This is a genomic window from Pseudomonas benzenivorans, from assembly GCF_033547155.1.
In the GTDB taxonomy this organism is placed as follows: domain Bacteria; phylum Pseudomonadota; class Gammaproteobacteria; order Pseudomonadales; family Pseudomonadaceae; genus Aquipseudomonas; species Aquipseudomonas benzenivorans_B.
In genome coordinates this window covers 1,582,579-1,600,169 of record NZ_CP137892.1, presented here as the reverse complement: position 1 = coordinate 1,600,169, position 17,591 = coordinate 1,582,579, and the positions used below count along the sequence as shown (strand labels likewise).

The following is a 17,591-nucleotide window of genomic DNA, read 5'->3' as shown; positions in this document are numbered from 1 at the left end:
GAAGTACCCATGACCGCTTCCCGACACCCGCTCATCCACCTGCTCGACCGCACCAGCCTGGTGGTACAGATTCTCATCGGCCTGATCGCCGGCGTGCTGCTCGCCCAGTTCCTGCCCCAGGCCGCCCTGTCCGTCAGCTTCCTCGGCGGCGTGTTCGTCTCGGCGCTGAAGGCCGTGGCGCCGGTACTGGTGTTCGTCCTGGTGACGGCCTCGATCGCCAACCACCAGCGCGATCAGCAGACCCAGATGCGGCCGATCCTCGTGCTGTACCTGCTCGGCACCTTCAGCGCCGCGCTGATCGCGGTGATCGCCAGCTTCGCCTTCCCCTCGAGCTTGGCCCTGGTCAGCAACGGCGCCGAACTGTCGCCCCCGGGCGGCATCGGCGAGGTGCTCAAGACCCTGCTGCTGAACGTGGTCGACAACCCGATCAACGCCCTGCTGCGGGGCAACTTCATCGGCATCCTGGCCTGGGCCATCGGCCTGGGCCTGGCCCTGCGCCACGCCTCGCCCGCCAGCAAGCAGCTGCTCGCCGACCTGTCCGCCGGGGTGACCTCGATCGTCAAGCTGGTGATCCGTCTGGCGCCGCTGGGTATCTTCGGCCTGGTCGCCGCGACCCTGGCCGAGTCGGGCATGGGCGCCCTGCTCGACTACCTGCACCTGCTGCTGGTGCTGGTCGGCTGCATGCTGTTCGTCGCCCTGGTGGTCAACCCGCTGATCGTCTTCGGCAAGATTCGCCGCAACCCCTACCCGCTGGTGCTGACCTGCCTGCGCGAGAGCGGCCTGACCGCCTTCTTCACCCGCAGCTCGGCGGCCAACATCCCGGTCAATCTGCAGCTGTGCCAGCGCCTGGGCCTGCAGCAGGAGACCTATTCGGTGTCCATCCCCCTGGGCGCCACCATCAACATGGCCGGCGCGGCGATCACCATCAGCGTGCTGACCCTGGCCGCGGTGCACACCCTGGGCATCGCCGTCGACCTGCCCACCGCCCTGCTGCTCAGCCTGTTGGCGTCGATCAGCGCCTGCGGCGCGTCCGGCGTGGCCGGCGGCTCGCTGCTGCTGATTCCGCTGGCCTGCAGCCTGTTCGGCATTCCCAACGAAGTGGCCATGCAGGTGGTCGCGGTGGGCTTCATCATCGGCATCATCCAGGACTCGGCGGAAACCGCGCTGAACTCCTCCACCGACGTGCTGTTCACCGCCGCCGCCTGCCTGGCGCGGGACGAGGCCGCTGCCACGGTACCCGTGCCCCAGCCCTGAGGCCAAGGCGCCCCGTGAAACGAAAAAGGCTTGCGCGACGCGCAAGCCTTTTTCTATGGAGCAAGCCCTCGGCAACGCAGCGGCGGATAGCCGCCTGGCCTATGCTGCCGCCGACGCCCCCAGCAGCTGACTGAGCACCGCACGCAGCTTGCCCGGCTTGACCGGCTTGTTCAGCAACGGCATGCCCAGGCCCTGCAGCTCGCGGCGACACTGATCGCTGCGGTCCGCGGTGATGATCACCGCGGGGATCGGCGCGGCGAAACGCTCGCGCAGCTGCCGCACCACCTGGCAGCCGGTCACCCCATGATCGAGGTGGAAGTCCGCCAGGATCAGGTCTGGAGCCTGCTCGCCGAGTACCTGCTGGGCCTCCTCCTGGTCGAGTGCGGTGACCACCTCGCAGCCCCACTGCTGGAGCAGGGCCGCCATGCTGTCGAGAATGCTCAGTTCGTTGTCCAGCACCAGCAGACGCCGCCCCGGCAGTGGATCACCGACCTGGGTGGGCAGCGCCGCCCGCGACGGCGCACTGGCAACCGGCAGCCGGGCGAGCGGCACCTGGATGGCGAACATCGAGCCGCGGCCCAACTGCGAGCGCACCCGCACCCGATAGCCGAGCATGTGGGCGATGCGGTCGACTATCGCCAGGCCCAGGCCGACGCCCTTGCGCTCGGCGGCGCGGCCGACCTGCAGTTGGTTGAACTCGAGGAAGATGCTGTCGAGCTGGTCCTCGGCAATGCCGCGGCCGCTGTCCCACACCTGCAGTTCGAGGAACTCGCCGCGCCTGCGCGCCCCCAGTAGCACCCCGCCTCGCTCGGTGTAGCGGCAGGCATTGCTGAGGAAGTTGCGCAGGATGCGCGTGAGCAGGCGGAAATCGCTGCTGATGCTGCAGTCGGTGATATGCACCCTGAGCGTCAGGCCCGCTGCCGCGGCCACCGGCTGGAACTCCGAGGCCAACGGCGCCAGCAGCTCCTCCAGCGGGTAGACCTCGATGTCCGGCTTGATCGCCGCCTGGTCCAGTTTGGAGATGTCCAGCAGGTCGGTGAGCAGGTCCTCGGCGCCTTCCAGGGCCTGGTGACTGCGCTCGACCAGGCTGTGCTCGGCGGCCGGCAGGCTGCGCTCGCGCAGGGTGGAGATCAGCAGGCGCGCCGCATTCAAGGGTTGCAGCAGGTCGTGGCTGGCCGCCGCCAGGTACTTGTCCTTGCTCTGGTTGGCCGCCTCGGCGGCGTCGCGGGCCTCGCGCAGGGCCTGCTCGACGCGCTTGCGCTCGACGATCTGCTGCAGCAGGTTGTGGTTGGCCTCCTGCAGCTCGGCGGTGCGCGCGTTGACCCGCTGCTCCAGCTCGTCGTTGAGCTGCTGCAGGCGCAACTGGGCCTGCTTGCGCTCGCTGATATCGGCGACGAAGCCCTCGAACAGGCCCTCCTCGTCCGGCTTGAGCAGCAGGTTCATCAACACGTCGATGACCCGGCCGTCACGCCGGCGCAACTGGGTCTCGTAGCCGAACAAACCGCCCTGGCGCTGCAGCGCCTCGCGGATATGCTGCAGCTCCTCGGCGCCGCCGACGAACAGGTATTCGGCCAGGTCGGTCAGCGACCACAGCACCTGCTGCGGGTCCTCGTAGCCGAGCATCCGCGCCAGGGCCGGGTTGGCCGCGCGCAAGCCCTCCTGCAGGCTGGCCTGGAAGATGCCGTGCACCGCGTGCTCGAACAGCCACTTGTAGCGGTTGCGCTCGGTCTCCAGCTCCTCCAGACGCGCCAGCAGCTCCGGGTAGTGGCTCTTGCGCACCGAGTGGCTGCCCAGCCCGAGCAGTTCGGTGAGGGCCTGGCGCTGCTGGTCAGAGGGCCTCGGCATAGACGACCTCGACATCCCGCTGGCTCGACTCGCGCGGATTGGTGAGGATGCACGGGTCTTCCATCGCATGCTGCGACAGGAAGGGGATATCGGCCGTGCTGACGCCGTGCAGGCCCAGGGTCTCGTGGAAGCCGACCGCCCGCTTGAAGCGGATCAGGTGTTCGATCAGGCGCTGGCGCACCTGCGGGTGGGTCAGCCCGCGGCAGTCGATGCCCAGGGTCTCGGCGACCATCCGGAAGCGCTCCGGCGCGGCGTTGTAGTTGAAGGCCACCACATGTTCGACCAGCACCGCGTTGCACAGCCCATGGGGCAGGTCGAGGAAACCGCCGAGGCTGTGGCTCATGGCGTGCACCGCGCCGAGGATGGCGTTGGAGAAGGCCAGGCCGGCCTGCATGCTGCCCAGCATGATCTTCTCGCGCAGGGCGATGTCGCCGGGGTTGGCGATCATCGCCACCAGGTGGCCGTTGATCAGGCGCATGGCCTCCAGGGCGTGGGAATCGGTCAGCGGCCCCGAGCCGGTGGAGACGAAGGCCTCGATGGCGTGCACCAGGGCGTCGATGCCGGTGCAGGCGGAGAGGAAGGGGTCCATGCTCAGGGTGGTTTCCGGGTCGATCAGCGACACGTCGGGCACCGCGCCCTTGCTGACGATGGAGAACTTCATCCGTTCCTGCTGGTTGGAGATGATCACGAACTGCGATACGTCGGCCGAGGTGCCGGCGGTGGTGGGGATCAGGATCAGCGGCGGGCTGGGCACGCGCAAGGTGTCCACGCCCTCGAACTCGAGGATGTCGCGGCCATGGGCCACGGCGATGCCGATGCCCTTGGCGCAATCCATCGGGCTGCCGCCGCCGACTGCCACTATCACGTTGCAGGACTCGCTGCGGTACAGCTCGGCGCCGAGCATCACCTCCTCGGCGCGCGGGTTGGGCGAGACCTGGGTGTAGAGGCAATGCTCGATGCCCTGGCGCTGCAGGCTGGCCTGCACGTCGGCGACCCAGCCGGCGGCCACTACCCCGGGGTCCGACACCAGCAGCACCTTGCGCGCACCGTAGTTGCTGGCGTAGTTGCCCACGCTGTGACGGCAGCCGGCGCCGAAGATGATTTCCGGCGAGACGAACTTGCGATGAAGACTGATATCGGGGCTCACACTGCGGCCTGCCTGTTGTTGTTCTGACTAACGCCCAGCCTACTGCATTGGCCTGCCAATGCAATGCGACCAGCGTCGAGCAGGCGGCCGCGCACGCACTGCCCTCAACCGAGCAGGCGCTGGTAGAAGCGCCACTCCTGCTCCAGGGCATGGGCCTGGTTGCGCGCCTGGCGAAAACCGTGGCCCTCCTCGGGGTAGAAGTGGTAGTCCACCGCCAGGCCGCGCCCACGCAACGCCTCGACCATGGTCTCGGTCTGACTCGGCAGCACCACGGCATCCTGGCCGCCCTGGAAGAAGATCACGGGCGCCTCGATCTTGTCGGCATGCAGCAAGGGGGTGCGCGCGGCATAGCGCCGGGCATCGCGCTGCGGATCGCCGATCAGCCAGTCCAGGTAGTCGGCCTCGAACTTGTGCGTGACCCGGCGCAGGGCCAGGGGATCGCTGACCCCGTACAGACTGGCGCCACCGCGAAACGTCAGGCCGCCGGCCAGGGCGCACAGGGCGGTGTAGCCGCCGGCACTGGCGCCGCGGATAAAGGCCCGGGCCGGATCGATCAGGCCGAGGCCGGCCAGGTGCTCGAGCAGCGCGCCGGCATCGACCACCTCCAGCTCGCCCCAGCGCTCGTGCAGGGCCATGCGATAGGCGCGGCCATAGCCGCTGCTGCCGCGGTAGTTGAGGTCGGCGACGGCGAAGCCGCGCTGGGTCCAGAACTGGATGCGCGGGTCGAACGCCGGGTAGCAGGCCGAGGTCGGCCCGCCATGCAGGAATACCAGCAACGGCGGCTGCTCCCCGTCCGGTCCATGGCAGGCGCCATTGTGCGGTGGGTAGAAGAAGGCGTGGCAGGCCTCACCACCACTGGTGAAGGACAGCGGCCGGGGACGGGAGACCTCGCTCTGCGCCAGGGGCGCCGCACCGCCGGCCAGCACCCGGCACTGGCCGCTGGCCCGTTCGATCGCCAGCACCGCGCTGCATCGGGTCGGCGCGGCGGCGATCAGGTAGAAGTGCGTGGTGTCGGCGGTCAGTTGGCGGAAGCGGCTGTAGTCCGGCGCCAGCCGGCGCTCGCCCCGTCCGTCGGCGGCACGCTCGACCAGGCAGGCGCAGCCGTCCTCGAACCAGCTCAGCAACAGGCCTTCGCCGGCCAGCGCCAGGTAGGTGCAGGCGCCCAGCTGCCAAGGCGCGGCGGCGTGGTCGGCGGCGGCGCAGGGCAGCGGCGCCAGCCGGCCCTCGGCCGTTTCCCGCCAGGGCTGCCAGTAGCCGTGGCGGTCGCCGAGCACCAGCAGCCGGCCCCGGTCGTCGAACGCCGGCTGCTGCAGGGACTCGTCGTTGCCCTGCCCGGCCACGACCCGGGGCGGCCGCCAGCTGCCGTCCGCGGACCGCTCGGCGACGCACAGGCGGGTCGCCAGCCAGGGCTGGCGCGGCCGGTCCCACTCGATCCAGGCCAGGCGCCGGCCATCGGCGCTGAGGGTCGGCGCGGCATAGAAGTCGCGGCCCTCGACCAGCACCCGCCGCGCGCCGTCGGCCAGGGCGATGGCGACCAGCCGGTGCAGCACCTGCCCGGCTTCGCGCGCCTCCTCCACCGCCAGCAAGGCGCTGCCCCGGGCGTCGTAGTGCAGGTCGCCGTAGCGGCAATGGGGACGATTGCTCAGCCGCTCGGGCGCGGCATCCAGCGGCTGGTAATAGAGCTGCTGATCGGCCTCGCCGACGAAGGCGACGCCCTGCTCGGTGAGGCAGAAGGCGCCGCCGCCGTACTCGTAGACCCGGCTGCGCACCGACAGGTCGGCCGGGGTCAGGCAGCGCAGGGCGGCGGACGTCCAGTACCAGAGGGTCGAACGGCCGTCGGCCGGGTCGTATTGCAGCCACACCAGGCCGCCCAGCCCCGCGCGCAGCTCGGCGAAGTCGCGGCCGGCCGCGGCCGCCTGGTCGCTGGACCAGGCGCTGTCCCAGAAGCCGAAGGGCGCGACGCGTTGACCACTCATGCCTTGCAGATTAGCCGGGACGCCTGCTCGTTGCGCGACTGCAGGTCCTGCAGCGCCCCGGGCGCCCGCTCGGCCTCCTCCCGCGCGGCGAGGATGATGCCGTGGTGCGCCGACTTGCTGCACACCGGGTCGGCGTTGCTGGCGTCGCCGGTGAGCATGAAGGCCTGGCAGCGGCAGCCGCCGAAGTCCTTGGCCTTCTCGTCGCAGCTGCGGCAGGGCTCGGGCATCCAGGCGTCGCCGCGGAAGCGGTTGAAGCCGAAGGAGTCGCGCCAGATGTGCTCGATGCTGTGCTCGCGCACGTTGGGGAACTGCACCGGCAACTGCCGCGCGCTGTGGCACGGCAGCGCGGTGCCGTCCGGGGTGATGTCGAGGAACAGGTTGCCCCAGCCGTTCATGCAGGCCTTGGGCCGTTCCTCGTAGTAGTCCGGGGTGACGAAGATCAGCTTGCAGGGGTGGTTTTCGGCCGCCAGTTTCGCTCGCCACTGGTTGGTGATGCCCTCGGCACGCTCCAGCTGGGCGCGGGTCGGCAGCAGGCCGGCACGATTGAGTTCAGCCCAGCCGTAGAACTGGCAGGTGGCCAGCTCGACGAAGTCCGCCTCCAGCTCCAGGCACAGCTCGATGATGCGCTCGATGTTGTCGATGTTGTGCCGGTGGGTGACGAAGTTCAGCACCATGGGATAACCGGCCGCCTTGACCGCCCGGGCCATGGCCAGCTTCTGGGCGAAGGCCTTTTTGGAGCCGGCCAGCAGGTTGTTGACCTCCTCGTCGGCGGCCTGGAAGCTGATCTGGATATGGTCCAGTCCGGCCTCGCTGAAACTGGCGATGCGCGCCTCGGTCAAGCCGATGCCCGAGGTAATCAGGTTGGTGTAGTAGCCCATCTCCCGCGCGGCCTTGATCAGCTCGGCCAGGTCCTGGCGCACCAAGGGTTCGCCACCGGAGAAACCCAGCTGCGCCGCGCCCAACTCACGGGCCTGGCGGAACACCTCGATCCACTCGGCGGTGGAGAGCTCCGCGCCCTGCCGGCTGAAATCCAGCGGGTTGGAGCAGTAGGGGCACTGCAGCGGGCAGCGGTAGGTCAGCTCGGCCAGCAGCCAGAGCGGCGGGCCGACCGCGTCGGATCGCTGCAAGGCTACCTCGCCTACGCCTTGCAACGATCCGTTATCAGTGCAGCTCGATCCAGAACTGGGCATGGGCCACCTCCATAAAGGCGAGGATGTCTTCGTCGATCCCCGGCACGTCGGGGAAGCGCCCGCGCAGGTCGGCGATGATCTCGGCGACGCTGTGGCTGCCGTCGACCTGGCCGAGGATCGCCCCGGCGCTGTCGTTGAGCTTGATCATGCCCTCCGGGTAGAGCAGCACGTGGCAGCCCTGGGCGGGTTCGAACTGCAGGCGGAAGCCGCGGCGCAGGCGCGGCACCTGTTCGAGGGTCATCGGCTTCATGGGGCGACTCCCCGGTGCCAGACCCGTGCGGCGGTCACCGTGTGGTAGGGCGGGCGCTGCAGCTCGTAGGCCATGCTCATGGCATCGAGCATGCTCCACAGCACGTCCAGCTTGAACTGCAGGATCTCCAGCATGCGCTGCTGGGCCTCCAGGGTGCGGTAGTGGGCCAGGGTGATGCGCAGGCCGTGCTCGACGTCGCGGCGCGCCTGGCCCAGGCGCCGGCGGAAGTAGTCGTAGCCGGCCGCATCGATCCAGGGGTAGTGCTGCGGCCAGGCGTCCAGGCGCGACTGGTGGATCTGCGGGGCGAACAGCTCGGTCAGCGAGCTGCTGGCCGCCTCCTGCCAGCAGGCGCGGCGGGCGAAGTTGACATAGGCGTCGACGGCGAAGCGCACCCCCGGCAGCACCAGCTCCTGGGACAACACCTGCTCGCGCGTCAGGCCCACCGCCTCGGCCAGGCGCAGCCAGGCCTCGATGCCGCCCTCCTCGCCCGTGGCGCCGTCGTGGTCGAGGATGCGCTGCAGCCACTCGCGGCGGGTGTCGCGGTCCGCGCAGTTGGCCAGAATGGCGGCGTCCTTGAGCGGGATGCACAGCTGGTAATAGAAGCGGTTGGCCACCCAGCCCTGGATCTGCTCGCGGCTGGCGCGACCCTCGTACATCGCCCGGTGGAAGGGATGGTGGATGTGGTAGTAGGCGCCCTTGGCGCGCAGCGCCTGCTCGAATTCGACAGGACTCATGGCGGCTTGGCTCATCATGGCTCTCCGGTGCGCACGGCGCCCCTACAGTTGGATACTCATGCCGTCCCACGCCACCTCGATGCCGTGGGCGCCCAGCTCGGCGCGCTCCGGCGAATCGAGGTCGAGGATCGGGTTGGTATTGTTGATATGGATGAGGATCTTCTGCGCGGCGGGCAGGCCGTCGAGCACCTCGATCATGCCGCCGGGGCCGCTCTGGCACAGATGGCCCATCTCGCTGCCAAGCTTGTCGCCGACCTCGCACTGGCGCATCTCGTCGTCGCGCCACAGGGTGCCGTCGACCAGCAGGCAGTCGGCGCGGCGCATCCAGGCCAGCAGCGCCTCGTCCACCTGGCCCAGGCCCGGGGCGTAGAACAGCGTGCCGCCGCTGCGGCGGTCCTCGACGAACAGGCCGATGTTGTCGCCGGGATGGGGGTTGCCGCGGTGCGGCGAGTAAGGCGGCGCGCTGCTGCGCAGGGGAATGGCGCTGATGGCCAGGTCCGGGCAGGTCGGGATGGCGAACGGCGCGCCGTCCAGCGCGATCAGCTGGTGCTGCAGGCCGCCGTTCCAGTGGGCGAGCATGTTGAACAGGGGAAAGCCGCTGCTCAAGTCCTGATGGACCATCTCGGTGCACCAGACCTGGTGCGGGCAGCCCTCGCGCAGGCTCAAGAGGCCGGTGCAGTGGTCGATCTGGCTGTCGAGCAGGATGATCGCGCCGATCGCCGTGTCGCGCAGGGCGCGGGCCGGCTGCAGGGCCGGGAAGGCTTCGAGCTGGGCGCGGATGTCCGGCGAGGCGTTGCACAGTATCCAGTCCTGGCCATTGTCGCTCAGGGCGATCGAGGACTGGCTGCGCGGCTGCGCGCGCAGGCTGCCGCTGCGCACCCCGCGGCAGTTGCGGCAGTTGCAGTTCCACTGGGGAAAGCCGCCGCCGGCGGCGGAACCGAGAACCTGGATATGCATGGCGGGTACCGGTGGGAATTCGGGGGATGCCCCGACAGCGCCGGGGCCGGGCGAATCAGCGATTGGCGAAGTACATCGTCACTTCGAAACCAATGCGCAGGTCGGTGAAGGCGGGTTTGGTCCACATGGCGCGGTCCTCTCTTGTTATCCAGCCGGGACATTCCGGCCCTGTTAGTTATGCCCCCGCTAGCGCCACGACAGAATGGTACTTTGGGAGGAGAACGGGCTGGCTTTGGTAGAGGGGCCGCGGGCGCCGGACAATAAAAAACGCGGCCGAAGCCGCGTTGCGCTAGCGATTTGCCGGGGCCGCCTTGGCCTGCCGGGGTCCGCGGCAAATCCCGCCCGCGGGCGGTTCGCAGGAAAGCACCCGGCGCGCCGGAGCACGCACGCCGGGGATCACGCCCGGATCAGAAGAAGCCCAGCGGGTTGATGTCGTAGCTGATCAGCAGGTTCTTGGTCTGCTGGTAGTGGTCGAGCATCATCTTGTGGGTCTCGCGGCCGACGCCGGACTTCTTGTAGCCGCCGAAGGCGGCATGCGCCGGGTACAGGTGATAGCAGTTGGTCCACACGCGACCGGCCTTGATGCCGCGGCCCATACGGTAGGCGCGGTTGATGTCGCGGGTCCAGACCCCGGCGCCGAGGCCGAACTCGGTGTCGTTGGCGATGGCCAGGGCCTCGGCCTCGTCCTTGAAGGTGGTCACCCCGACCACCGGGCCGAAGATCTCCTCCTGGAACACGCGCATCTGGTTGGTACCCTTGAGCAGGGTCGGCTGGATGTAATAGCCGCTGGCCAGGTCGCCGTCCAGGGCCTCGGCCGCGCCGCCGGTGAGCAGCTCGGCGCCCTCCTGCTGGGCGATCTCCAGGTAGCTGAGGATCTTGTCGTACTGCTGCTCGGAGGCCTGGGCGCCGACCATGGTCTCGGTGTCCAGCGGGTTGCCGCGCTTGATCTGCTTGATCTTCTTCATCACCTCGGCCATGAACGCCGGGTAGATGGATTCCTGCACCAGGGCGCGGGACGGGCAGGTGCACACCTCGCCCTGGTTGAAGAAGGCCAGCACCAGCCCTTCGGCGGCCTTCTCGATGAAGGCCGGCTCGGCCTGCATGATGTCCTCGAAGAAGATGTTCGGCGATTTGCCGCCCAGCTCGACTGTGCTCGGAATGATGTTCTCGGCGGCGCACTTGAGGATGTGCGAGCCCACCGGGGTGGAGCCGGTGAAGGCGATCTTGGCGATGCGCTTGCTGGTGGCCAGGGCCTCGCCGGCCTCGCGGCCGAAGCCCTGGACCACGTTGAGCACGCCCGGCGGCAGCAGGTCGCCGATCAGCTCCATCAGCACGGTGATCGACAGCGGGGTCTGCTCGGCCGGCTTGAGCACGATGGCGTTGCCGGCGGCCAGGGCCGGGGCCAGCTTCCAGGCGGCCATCAGCAGCGGGAAGTTCCACGGGATGACCTGGCCGACCACGCCCAGGGGCTCGTGGAAGTGGTAGGCGGCGGTGTGTTCGTCGATCTCCGCGGCGCTGCCTTCCTGGGCGCGGATGCAGCCGGCGTAGTAGCGGAAGTGGTCGGCGGCCAGCGGCACGTCGGCGTTGAGGGTCTCGCGCACGGCCTTGCCGTTGTCCCAGGTCTCGGCCACGGCCAGCAGCTCGAGGTTGGCCTCGATGCGGTCGGCGATCTTCAGCAGGATGTTCGCGCGGTTGGTCACCGAGGTCTTGCCCCAGGCGTCGGCGGCGCCGTGGGCGGCATCCAGGGCCAGCTCGATGTCGGCGGCATCCGAGCGCGGGAACTCGCCGATCAGCGAACCGTCCACCGGGCTGGTGTTGGTGAAATACTGGCCCTTGACCGGGGCGACGAACTCGCCACCGATGTAGTTGCCGTACTGGGACTTGAGGGAAACGACTGAGCCTGGGGTACCGGGTTTGGCGTAGATCATGATGCGGTCCTCTTATTGTCGGAGCCTGCTCCCTGAACGTGGAACAGGTCATGCTTCGATCTTAGGAAGCCCCCGCGCCGGCCGGTATGCATCCATGGCACAGGTCGCCTCCTCATTTGGTAGTAATGGCCCCGCCCGGGCGACTGCTACGCCGGGCCGATGGCCTGGTCCAGCGTAGTCGCTGTACCGTCCGCTGCCAGACAGCCGGAAACGACGAAGGCCGGTCACAGACCGGCCTTCGTGTTTACCCGCAGCGGATCAGCGCTTGGCGACCAGGTCCTTCGGCAGCTTGAAGGTCCAGAGCATGCCGCCCTGGTTGAAGTTCTTCACCCGCTTGGCCACCTCGCCGCCCCACAGCGGCACCGCGCCACCCCAGCCGGACAGCACCGAGACATACTGCTCGCCATCCATCTCCCAGGTGACCGGGGAGCCGAGCACGCCGGAACCGGTCTGAAATTCCCAGACCTTCTCGCCGGTCTTGGCGTTGAAGGCCTGCAGGAAGCCCTCGGGATTGCCGGTGAACACCAGGTTGCCCTTGGTGGTCAGCACCCCGCCCCACAGCGGCGCGTAGTTCTTCTGCCGCCAGACTTCCTTGCCGGTCTTCGGGTCGATGGCGCGCAGCACGCCGATGTAGTCCTCGTTCAGCGGCTTGATGGTGAAGCCGGCGCCGAGGTAGGCCGCGCCCTTCTTGTAGGCGATGTCCTCGTTCCAGATGTCCATGCCCCACTCGTTGGACGGCACGTAGAACAGGCCGGTGTCCTGGCTGTAGGCCATGGGCATCCAGTTCTTGGCGCCGAGGAAGGCCGGCGCGGCGAACACGCTCTTGCCCTTCTCCGCCGCCGCCGGCGAACCCGGACGGTTGTCGTCGATGTAGATCGGCCGGCCGTTCTGGTCCAGGCCCTTGGCCCAGGTGATGGTGTCGACGAAGGGGAAGCCGCGGATGAACTTGCCGTTGGTGCGGTCGAGCACGTAGAAGAAGCCGTTGCGGTCGGCGGTGGCCGCGGCCTTGATGGTCTTGCCGCCTTCCTGGTAGTTGAACGAGACCAGCTCGTTGACGCCGTCGAAGTCCCAGCCGTCGTGCGGGGTGGTCTGGAAGTGCCACTGGATGCTGCCGTCGTCCGGGTTCAGGGCCAGGCGCGAAGAGGAATAGAGGTTGTCGCCGGGGCGCAGGTGCGAGTTCCAGGGCGCCGGGTTGCCGGTGCCGAACAGCAGCAGGTTGGTTTCCGGGTCGTAGTAGCCGCCCAGCCAGGGCGCCGCGCCGCCGGTCTTCCACAGGTCGCCGGGCCAGGTCTTGCCGGCCTCGCCGCCGCTGATGCCGTTCTCGATCTTCTTGCCGTCCTTGTAGACGTAGCCCATGTGGCCTTCCACGGTCGGCCGGGTCCACAGCAGCTCGCCGTTCTTCGGGTCGTAGGCCTCGATCTTGCCGACCACGCCGAACTCGCCGCCGGACACCCCGGTGATCAGCTTGCCGCCCACCACCAGCGGCGCCGCGGTGATCGAGTAGCCGGCGCGGTGGTCGGCGACGCTCTTGCGCCACACCACCTTGCCGGTGTCCTTGTTCAGGGCCACCAGCTTGGCGTCCAGGGTGCCGAAGATCACCAGGTCGCCGTACAGCGCCACGCCGCGGTTGATCACGTCGCAGCACGGACGGATGTCGTCGGGCAGGCGCGCGTCGTACTGCCACAGCTCCTTGCCGGTGCGCGCATCGACCGCGAACACCCGCGAGTAGGAGGCGGTGACGTACATCACGCCGTCCTTGATCAGCGGCTGGGCCTGCTGGCCGCGCTGCTTCTCGCCGCCGAAGGACAGGGTCCAGACCGGGCGCAGGTCCTTGACGTTGTCGCTGTTGAGGATGCTCAGCGGGCTGTAGCGCTGGCCCTGCAGGCCCAGGCCGTTGGTGACGACCTGGTCGGTGGTTTTCACGTCGTCCAGGATCTCCTGGTCGGTGACCGCCCAGGCCGCGGCGCTGGGCATGAGCATGGCGGCACAGAGTGCACTGAGCAGGAAGGGCTGGCGAAGACCGGTGTGTTTCATTGCGGCTACCTCTGCGGGTTAATTGTTATCACCGGGAACTTTTCCCGATCTAGCGCAGATTCTTCGGTGCCCCGCGCCCCGCAACAATTCGACCCAGTACCGAATTCCCTACTCCCTTGGTAGCAATACCCCGCGCCCCGGGCCGCAAGTCGCGGCAACGAGGCCGCCCTTCTGGCTTAGAATGGCCGGCCACGCCCCGCTGACTCCGCCCCATGAACGCCCACGCCATCGACACCCTGCACCAGCACCTGCTCGCCGCCCTGAGCGCCGCCCCGGACGAGGCCCGTCGCCTGTTCCATGGCCGCGGCCGACTCTGGCCGGGCCTCGAACAGGTCACCGTCGACTGGCTGCAAGGGATAGTGCTGGTGTGCCTGTTCCGCGCCCCGGGCGAGGCCGAGCTGGGCGCCCTGAAACAGATGCTGCTGGGCCTGCCCCGGTCGCCGATCTGGCGGCAGTGCGAGGCCCAGGGCCTGCTGCTGCAGCACCGCTACCGCCCGGACTGCGCCGCCGAGTGGCTGCACGGCGCGGCCGTGGAGCAGTGCCTGGTCAGCGAGCACGGCCTGCGCTTCAAGCTGGATCTGGGCAGCAAGCAGAACTGCGGCCTGTTCCTCGACATGCGCTACGGACGCCGCTGGGTACGCGAGCAGGCCCGCGGCAAGCGGGTGCTGAACCTGTTCGCCTACACCTGCGGCTTCTCCGTGGCCGCCCTCGCCGGCGGCGCCGAGCAAGTGGTCAACCTGGACATGGCCAAGGCCGCCCTCAATCGCGGGCGGGACAACCACCGCCTCAACGGCCACGACCTGAACCGGGTGATCTTCCTCGGCCACGAGCTGTTCAAGTCCTGGGGCAAGGTGAGGAAGCTCGGCCCCTACGACCTGGTGATCATCGACCCGCCGTCGTTCCAGAAGGGCAGCTTCGCCCTGACCCAGGACTACCGCAAGATCCTCCGCCGCCTGCCCGAGCTGCTCAATGCCGGGGGCAGCGTACTGGCCTGCCTCAACGACCCGGCCCTGGGCCCCGAGTTCCTGCTCCGGAGCATGGCCGAGGAGGCGCCGGGCCTGCGCTTCGAGCAGCGCCTGGACAACCCGCCGGAGTTCGCCGACATCGACGCCGACAGCGGCCTCAAGGCCCTGGTGTTTCGCCAGTCGGACGACCGCGACGACGCGCCGCAGCCCTGAGCCCGGGCAAATGCGACCAGCGGCGCCTCACTCGGTCGCGGCGCCGCTGTCCACCCTCGGCAGCCGCGCCCCCTCGTAGCGCGGGTAGAGGTGACTGACGCTGCGGATCAGCTCGTAGCGCGTCAGGCTGAGCCCGGCGAAGCGCGCGGGGATCGCTGTGCGCATCAGCTCGTTCATCTCCGCGCCGCGCTCGGCGCCGCCCTGCATCACCCCGTGCAGCCAGCCGAGGTAGTCGCGCATCTGCACGAAGGGCGCGGCGTCGCTGGCCAGCGGGCCGTGGCCGGGCACCAGCAGCTTCCAGGGCAAGGCTTGCAGCCGGTCCAGGTCGTCCAGCCAGACCTCCAGCCCCGGCGTGCCGGGGGTGGTCAGGGCGCGCTGGTAGAACAGCAGATCGCCGGCGAACAGCACGCCACTGGTCTCATCGAATACCGCCAGGTCGGCACCGGTGTGGCCGCTCAGGGCCAGCAGGCGCAGGCGCCGCTCGCCCCAGTGCAGCACGCCGGCCTGCAGCGTCTCGTTGGGCAGCACCAGCTCGGTGCCGCGCATCCAGTCGCCGACCAGGCGGTACATGTTCTCCGCCATGGCCTCCCCCTCCTCGGCCAGCAGGGCGCGGGTGCCGGGCAGCGCGGCGATGGGCACATCGGCGAAGGCCTGATTGCCCAGCACATGGTCGGGGTGGTGATGGGTCAGCAGCAGCTTGCCGACCGGCTTGTCGGTAACCGCCGCGATGGCCCGGCGCAGGGCCTCGCCATAGCGTTTCGAGGGCCCGCTGTCGATCACCAGCACGCCGCGCTCGCCGACGATGAAGCCGCTGTTGTGGATATGGCCGCCGTTGTCCCGGTCGAAGTTGGCAGTGCTGCCCTCCACCAGCCAGACGCCCTCGGCGATTTGCCGGGGGTGCAGGGCGTAAGCAAGCTCGGCGCGCGCCCCCAGCGAACAGAGCAGCACCACCCCTAACAGCATCCAGCGCATAGGCACCTCCTGGTCCGGTCGAAAGGTCTACAGCCCCTGGGGCGCCAGCTCGACTTCGCTGATCTGCACCAGCGGCTGGCTGTCGGTGAAGTTCGAAAGATCGGCCATGATCCGCTCGGCGTGGGGCGCGAAGCTCTGTTGAAAGCGCGCCAGACTGTCGAAGTACAGATGCCCCATGGCGACGAAGGGCGCCCGACTGTTGGCCTCGGCGCTGGCCACGCCGCGGTCCACGGCGATGGCCTTGCAGGCCTCGCCCAGGCACTTGCGCACCAGGTCCATGTGCTGGGAGCAGTAGTAGGCGAAGTCGAACCGCACGCCGGGCGGGTTGGGATAGAGCACGCTGACCTTGATCATGGAGTTGTCCTCGTGATGGTTGCGGGTCTGGCGGAGGGTCCGCCACTGGCGGCATGGCGCAGATGGCCGGCACGCGCCCTAGAGCGCCGCCTCGAACTCGTTGCCGTTGTTGTCGCGCAGCCACAGCCGGGCATCCTCCTGGCCCTCCAGTTCCAGGCTGAGGGTCGGGTTCTCGCTGACTGCCGGGAACAGCTCGAGCCGGGCCAGCACCCGGCCGGCGGCGTCGCGCAGCTCGGCCTGGTCGAGGAAGAATTCGGGGATGCCGTCGACCAGGCCGTTGTCCATCGGGTGGGCCACCTGCAGGCGCAGGCGGCTGGCATCGCCCAGGGCGAAGCGCCGGCCGTGCACCTGGCCCAGGCGCTCCTGCCAGCCGGGCTGGGCGCGCACCACGCTGGGCGCGGTGCAACCGCCACCGGCGGCGTCGACCTGGGCCGAGCCGACGTGCCAGAGGCCGGCGCGGGTCAGCACCGCGACGCGGATCGGCGTGGCCTGCTCGATGCGGATGCGGATCGCCAGGCGCGGCAGCACCCCCTCCCCCGGCTGGAAATCGAAGATGCGCGGGATGGGGTTGAGTTCGGCCCAGGCCAGCATCCGCACCACCTCGGCGTCGAGGGCGCTGGCATCGACCTGGATCGGCACCTGCCGGGCATCCTCGGCGAAGGGCGGTGCCAGCAGCTTGACCCGCTCGTCGAAGACGAAGGGCGCGCCGCCGAGCAGGCGCTGGTGGTGGTAGTCCCACATCACCGAGGTGACCGGATCGCCCTCGGCACCGCGGGCCTCCCAGGCCAGGGCGAACAGCCCCAGCCACAGCAACGCACGCCAATCCAGTCCCATGTGTCACCTCCTGTGCTGCCCGCCCGCGGGCACCGCGCTATTCGATGTCCTGGTACAGCCCCGGCAGCTCGTACTGCAGGCCGTAGCGCGCGTAGAGCGCCTTCATCCGGCCATCGAGGATCAGCCCTTCGAGCTGCTCCTCCAGGGCATAGGCCAGCTGGCGGTTGCTCTGGTGCACCGCCATGCCGATGTCCCACACCTGCTTGCCCATCTTCGGGTAGGCGTTCTGCGCCAGGGCCAGGCGCGGGTCGGCCGCCTGCTGCAGCTGCCAGTCGATCTCGCCGCGCAGGGCCATCACCGCGTCCACCTCGCCCTGTTTCATCCCGGCGAAGGCCGCCCGGACATTGGGGTAGTGGTGCAGCTGGCGGCTGAGCAGGCCGTCGAACACCGAGGACAGGTAGAAGGACGGCACGCTGTCGACCTCGACGCCGATCGGGTGCTGCTGGAACACCGCCACGCTGGGCACCTCCGCCAGGCGGCGGCGATCGTGGGCCAGCTGCCAGCGCTCGCGCTGGTAGGGGCCGAACATCACCACCAGGTCGTTGGCCAGTTCGCCGAACTCGTTGCTCATGTAGGCGAAGTCGCGGTCGTAGGGTACCCGCAGCATCACGTCGGCCAGCTCATGGGGGCGCAGGTAGTGGCCGCGCCAGACGTAGTCGCGCAGGTCGTCGTCGAGCTTCTCGCCGGGCGGCGCCCAGATCAGCTCCAGCTCCAGGTCCAGGCCCTCGGCCAGGGCCCGGGCCAGTTCGACGTCGACGCCGCGGCCCTGGCCGTTCTGCTGGAAGCTGTAGGGGGCGAAGTCCTGGTACACCGCCACCCGCAGCACACCGGATTCGACGATGGCGTCGTAGTCGCGCACCGGCGCCTGGGCATGGGCCGGCAGGGCCGCCAACCACAGCAGTGCCGTCAGCAGACGCGGCAGCAGACCGAGGCGCATG

At 69.1% G+C, this 17,591-nt stretch carries 16 protein-coding genes; 2 read left to right on the top strand and 14 right to left on the bottom strand.

All coding sequences use genetic code 11. The annotated features are described in order from the left end of the window. Positions 1-9 precede the first annotated feature (9 nt). Positions 10-1,254: a serine/threonine transporter SstT gene (gene sstT / locus SBP02_RS07375; RefSeq protein ID WP_318645743.1), complete on the top strand. Its 1,245-nt coding sequence runs from the start codon at positions 10-12 to the stop codon at positions 1,252-1,254. 99 nt (positions 1,255-1,353) lie between these two features. Here the strand turns inward: sstT and SBP02_RS07370 are convergent, their stop codons facing one another. The 10 genes from SBP02_RS07370 to SBP02_RS07325 form a co-directional block, all read right to left on the bottom strand. Then, entirely contained in the window at positions 1,354-3,099 is a 1,746-nt protein-coding gene (locus SBP02_RS07370; protein WP_318645742.1) for a PAS domain-containing hybrid sensor histidine kinase/response regulator, read from the bottom strand. Next, on the bottom strand, positions 3,083-4,246 hold the full coding sequence (ercA, locus tag SBP02_RS07365; protein WP_318645741.1) for an alcohol dehydrogenase-like regulatory protein ErcA: 1,164 nt from the start codon (positions 4,244-4,246) through the stop codon (positions 3,083-3,085). The genes SBP02_RS07370 and ercA overlap by 17 nt, the downstream gene beginning before the upstream one ends. Positions 4,247-4,350: 104 nt before the next feature. Beyond that, a complete protein-coding gene (locus SBP02_RS07360) occupies positions 4,351-6,222 on the bottom strand; it encodes a S9 family peptidase (RefSeq protein ID WP_318645740.1) in 1,872 nt (623 codons plus the stop codon). Continuing rightward, on the bottom strand, positions 6,219-7,412 hold the full coding sequence (pqqE, locus tag SBP02_RS07355) for a pyrroloquinoline quinone biosynthesis protein PqqE (RefSeq protein WP_318645739.1): 1,194 nt from the start codon (positions 7,410-7,412) through the stop codon (positions 6,219-6,221). The genes SBP02_RS07360 and pqqE overlap by 4 nt, the downstream gene beginning before the upstream one ends. Then, positions 7,384-7,662: a pyrroloquinoline quinone biosynthesis peptide chaperone PqqD gene (pqqD, locus tag SBP02_RS07350; RefSeq protein WP_318645738.1), complete on the bottom strand. Its 279-nt coding sequence runs from the start codon at positions 7,660-7,662 to the stop codon at positions 7,384-7,386. The genes pqqE and pqqD overlap by 29 nt, the downstream gene beginning before the upstream one ends. Further along, the gene (gene pqqC, locus SBP02_RS07345) at positions 7,659-8,411 is read right to left on the bottom strand and encodes a pyrroloquinoline-quinone synthase PqqC (RefSeq protein ID WP_318645737.1); all 753 of its coding nucleotides are present in this window, start codon (positions 8,409-8,411) and stop codon (positions 7,659-7,661) included. Before pqqC ends, pqqD begins: the two co-directional genes overlap by 4 nt. A 27-nt stretch (positions 8,412-8,438) precedes the next feature. Further along, on the bottom strand, positions 8,439-9,353 hold the full coding sequence (gene pqqB, locus SBP02_RS07340; RefSeq protein ID WP_318645736.1) for a pyrroloquinoline quinone biosynthesis protein PqqB: 915 nt from the start codon (positions 9,351-9,353) through the stop codon (positions 8,439-8,441). A 55-nt stretch (positions 9,354-9,408) separates the two neighbouring features. Beyond that, positions 9,409-9,480 carry a pyrroloquinoline quinone precursor peptide PqqA gene (gene pqqA / locus SBP02_RS07335; RefSeq protein ID WP_003253598.1) on the bottom strand — a complete coding sequence of 24 codons (72 nt, stop codon included), beginning with the start codon at positions 9,478-9,480 and terminating at the stop codon, positions 9,409-9,411. A gap of 280 nt (positions 9,481-9,760) precedes the next feature. Continuing rightward, the gene (gene exaC, locus SBP02_RS07330) at positions 9,761-11,281 is read right to left on the bottom strand and encodes an acetaldehyde dehydrogenase ExaC (protein WP_318645735.1); all 1,521 of its coding nucleotides are present in this window, start codon (positions 11,279-11,281) and stop codon (positions 9,761-9,763) included. Between the two features lie 258 nt (positions 11,282-11,539). Next, positions 11,540-13,315 (bottom strand): PQQ-dependent methanol/ethanol family dehydrogenase, encoded by a 1,776-nt coding sequence (locus SBP02_RS07325; RefSeq protein ID WP_318645734.1) that lies wholly within the window; start codon positions 13,313-13,315, stop codon positions 11,540-11,542. A 212-nt stretch (positions 13,316-13,527) separates the two neighbouring features. Here SBP02_RS07325 and SBP02_RS07320 point away from each other — a divergent pair, with 212 nt between their 5' ends. Further along, the gene (locus SBP02_RS07320) at positions 13,528-14,493 is read left to right on the top strand and encodes a class I SAM-dependent methyltransferase (protein ID WP_318645733.1); all 966 of its coding nucleotides are present in this window, start codon (positions 13,528-13,530) and stop codon (positions 14,491-14,493) included. 27 nt (positions 14,494-14,520) lie between these two features. On the opposite strand, the gene SBP02_RS07315 is transcribed toward SBP02_RS07320, so the two are convergent. The 4 genes from SBP02_RS07315 to SBP02_RS07300 all read right to left on the bottom strand — a co-directional run bounded on the left by SBP02_RS07315 (position 14,521) and on the right by SBP02_RS07300 (position 17,590). Further along, positions 14,521-15,465 (bottom strand): quinoprotein relay system zinc metallohydrolase 1, encoded by a 945-nt coding sequence (locus SBP02_RS07315; RefSeq protein WP_318645732.1) that lies wholly within the window; start codon positions 15,463-15,465, stop codon positions 14,521-14,523. A gap of 27 nt (positions 15,466-15,492) precedes the next feature. Next, positions 15,493-15,819, bottom strand: coding sequence for an EthD family reductase (locus SBP02_RS07310; protein WP_318645731.1), 327 nt, complete (start codon positions 15,817-15,819; stop codon positions 15,493-15,495). Between the two features lie 78 nt (positions 15,820-15,897). Continuing rightward, a complete protein-coding gene (locus tag SBP02_RS07305; RefSeq protein ID WP_404824357.1) occupies positions 15,898-16,653 on the bottom strand; it encodes a quinoprotein dehydrogenase-associated SoxYZ-like carrier in 756 nt (251 codons plus the stop codon). Between the two features lie 37 nt (positions 16,654-16,690). Then, a complete protein-coding gene (locus tag SBP02_RS07300) occupies positions 16,691-17,590 on the bottom strand; it encodes a substrate-binding periplasmic protein (RefSeq protein WP_318645730.1) in 900 nt (299 codons plus the stop codon). Position 17,591 lies beyond the last annotated feature (1 nt).

Bases quoted from the DNA above. Each gene is read 5' to 3' on its own strand.
- sstT (WP_318645743.1), top strand. From the start codon at position 10: ATGACCGCTTCCCGACACCCGCTCATCCACCTGCTCGACCGCACCAGC.
- SBP02_RS07370 (WP_318645742.1), bottom strand. From the start codon at position 3,099: ATGCCGAGGCCCTCTGACCAGCAGCGCCAGGCCCTCACCGAACTGCTC.
- SBP02_RS07360 (WP_318645740.1), bottom strand. From the start codon at position 6,222: ATGAGTGGTCAACGCGTCGCGCCCTTCGGCTTCTGGGACAGCGCCTGG.
- pqqE (WP_318645739.1), bottom strand. From the start codon at position 7,412: ATGCCCAGTTCTGGATCGAGCTGCACTGATAACGGATCGTTGCAAGGC.
- pqqD (WP_318645738.1), bottom strand. From the start codon at position 7,662: ATGAAGCCGATGACCCTCGAACAGGTGCCGCGCCTGCGCCGCGGCTTC.
- pqqC (WP_318645737.1), bottom strand. From the start codon at position 8,411: ATGAGCCAAGCCGCCATGAGTCCTGTCGAATTCGAGCAGGCGCTGCGC.
- pqqB (WP_318645736.1), bottom strand. From the start codon at position 9,353: ATGCATATCCAGGTTCTCGGTTCCGCCGCCGGCGGCGGCTTTCCCCAG.
- exaC (WP_318645735.1), bottom strand. From the start codon at position 11,281: ATGATCTACGCCAAACCCGGTACCCCAGGCTCAGTCGTTTCCCTCAAG.
- SBP02_RS07325 (WP_318645734.1), bottom strand. From the start codon at position 13,315: ATGAAACACACCGGTCTTCGCCAGCCCTTCCTGCTCAGTGCACTCTGT.
- SBP02_RS07320 (WP_318645733.1), top strand. From the start codon at position 13,528: ATGAACGCCCACGCCATCGACACCCTGCACCAGCACCTGCTCGCCGCC.
- SBP02_RS07315 (WP_318645732.1), bottom strand. From the start codon at position 15,465: ATGCGCTGGATGCTGTTAGGGGTGGTGCTGCTCTGTTCGCTGGGGGCG.
- SBP02_RS07310 (WP_318645731.1), bottom strand. From the start codon at position 15,819: ATGATCAAGGTCAGCGTGCTCTATCCCAACCCGCCCGGCGTGCGGTTC.
- SBP02_RS07305 (WP_404824357.1), bottom strand. From the start codon at position 16,653: ATGGGACTGGATTGGCGTGCGTTGCTGTGGCTGGGGCTGTTCGCCCTG.
- SBP02_RS07300 (WP_318645730.1), bottom strand. From the start codon at position 17,590: ATGCGCCTCGGTCTGCTGCCGCGTCTGCTGACGGCACTGCTGTGGTTG.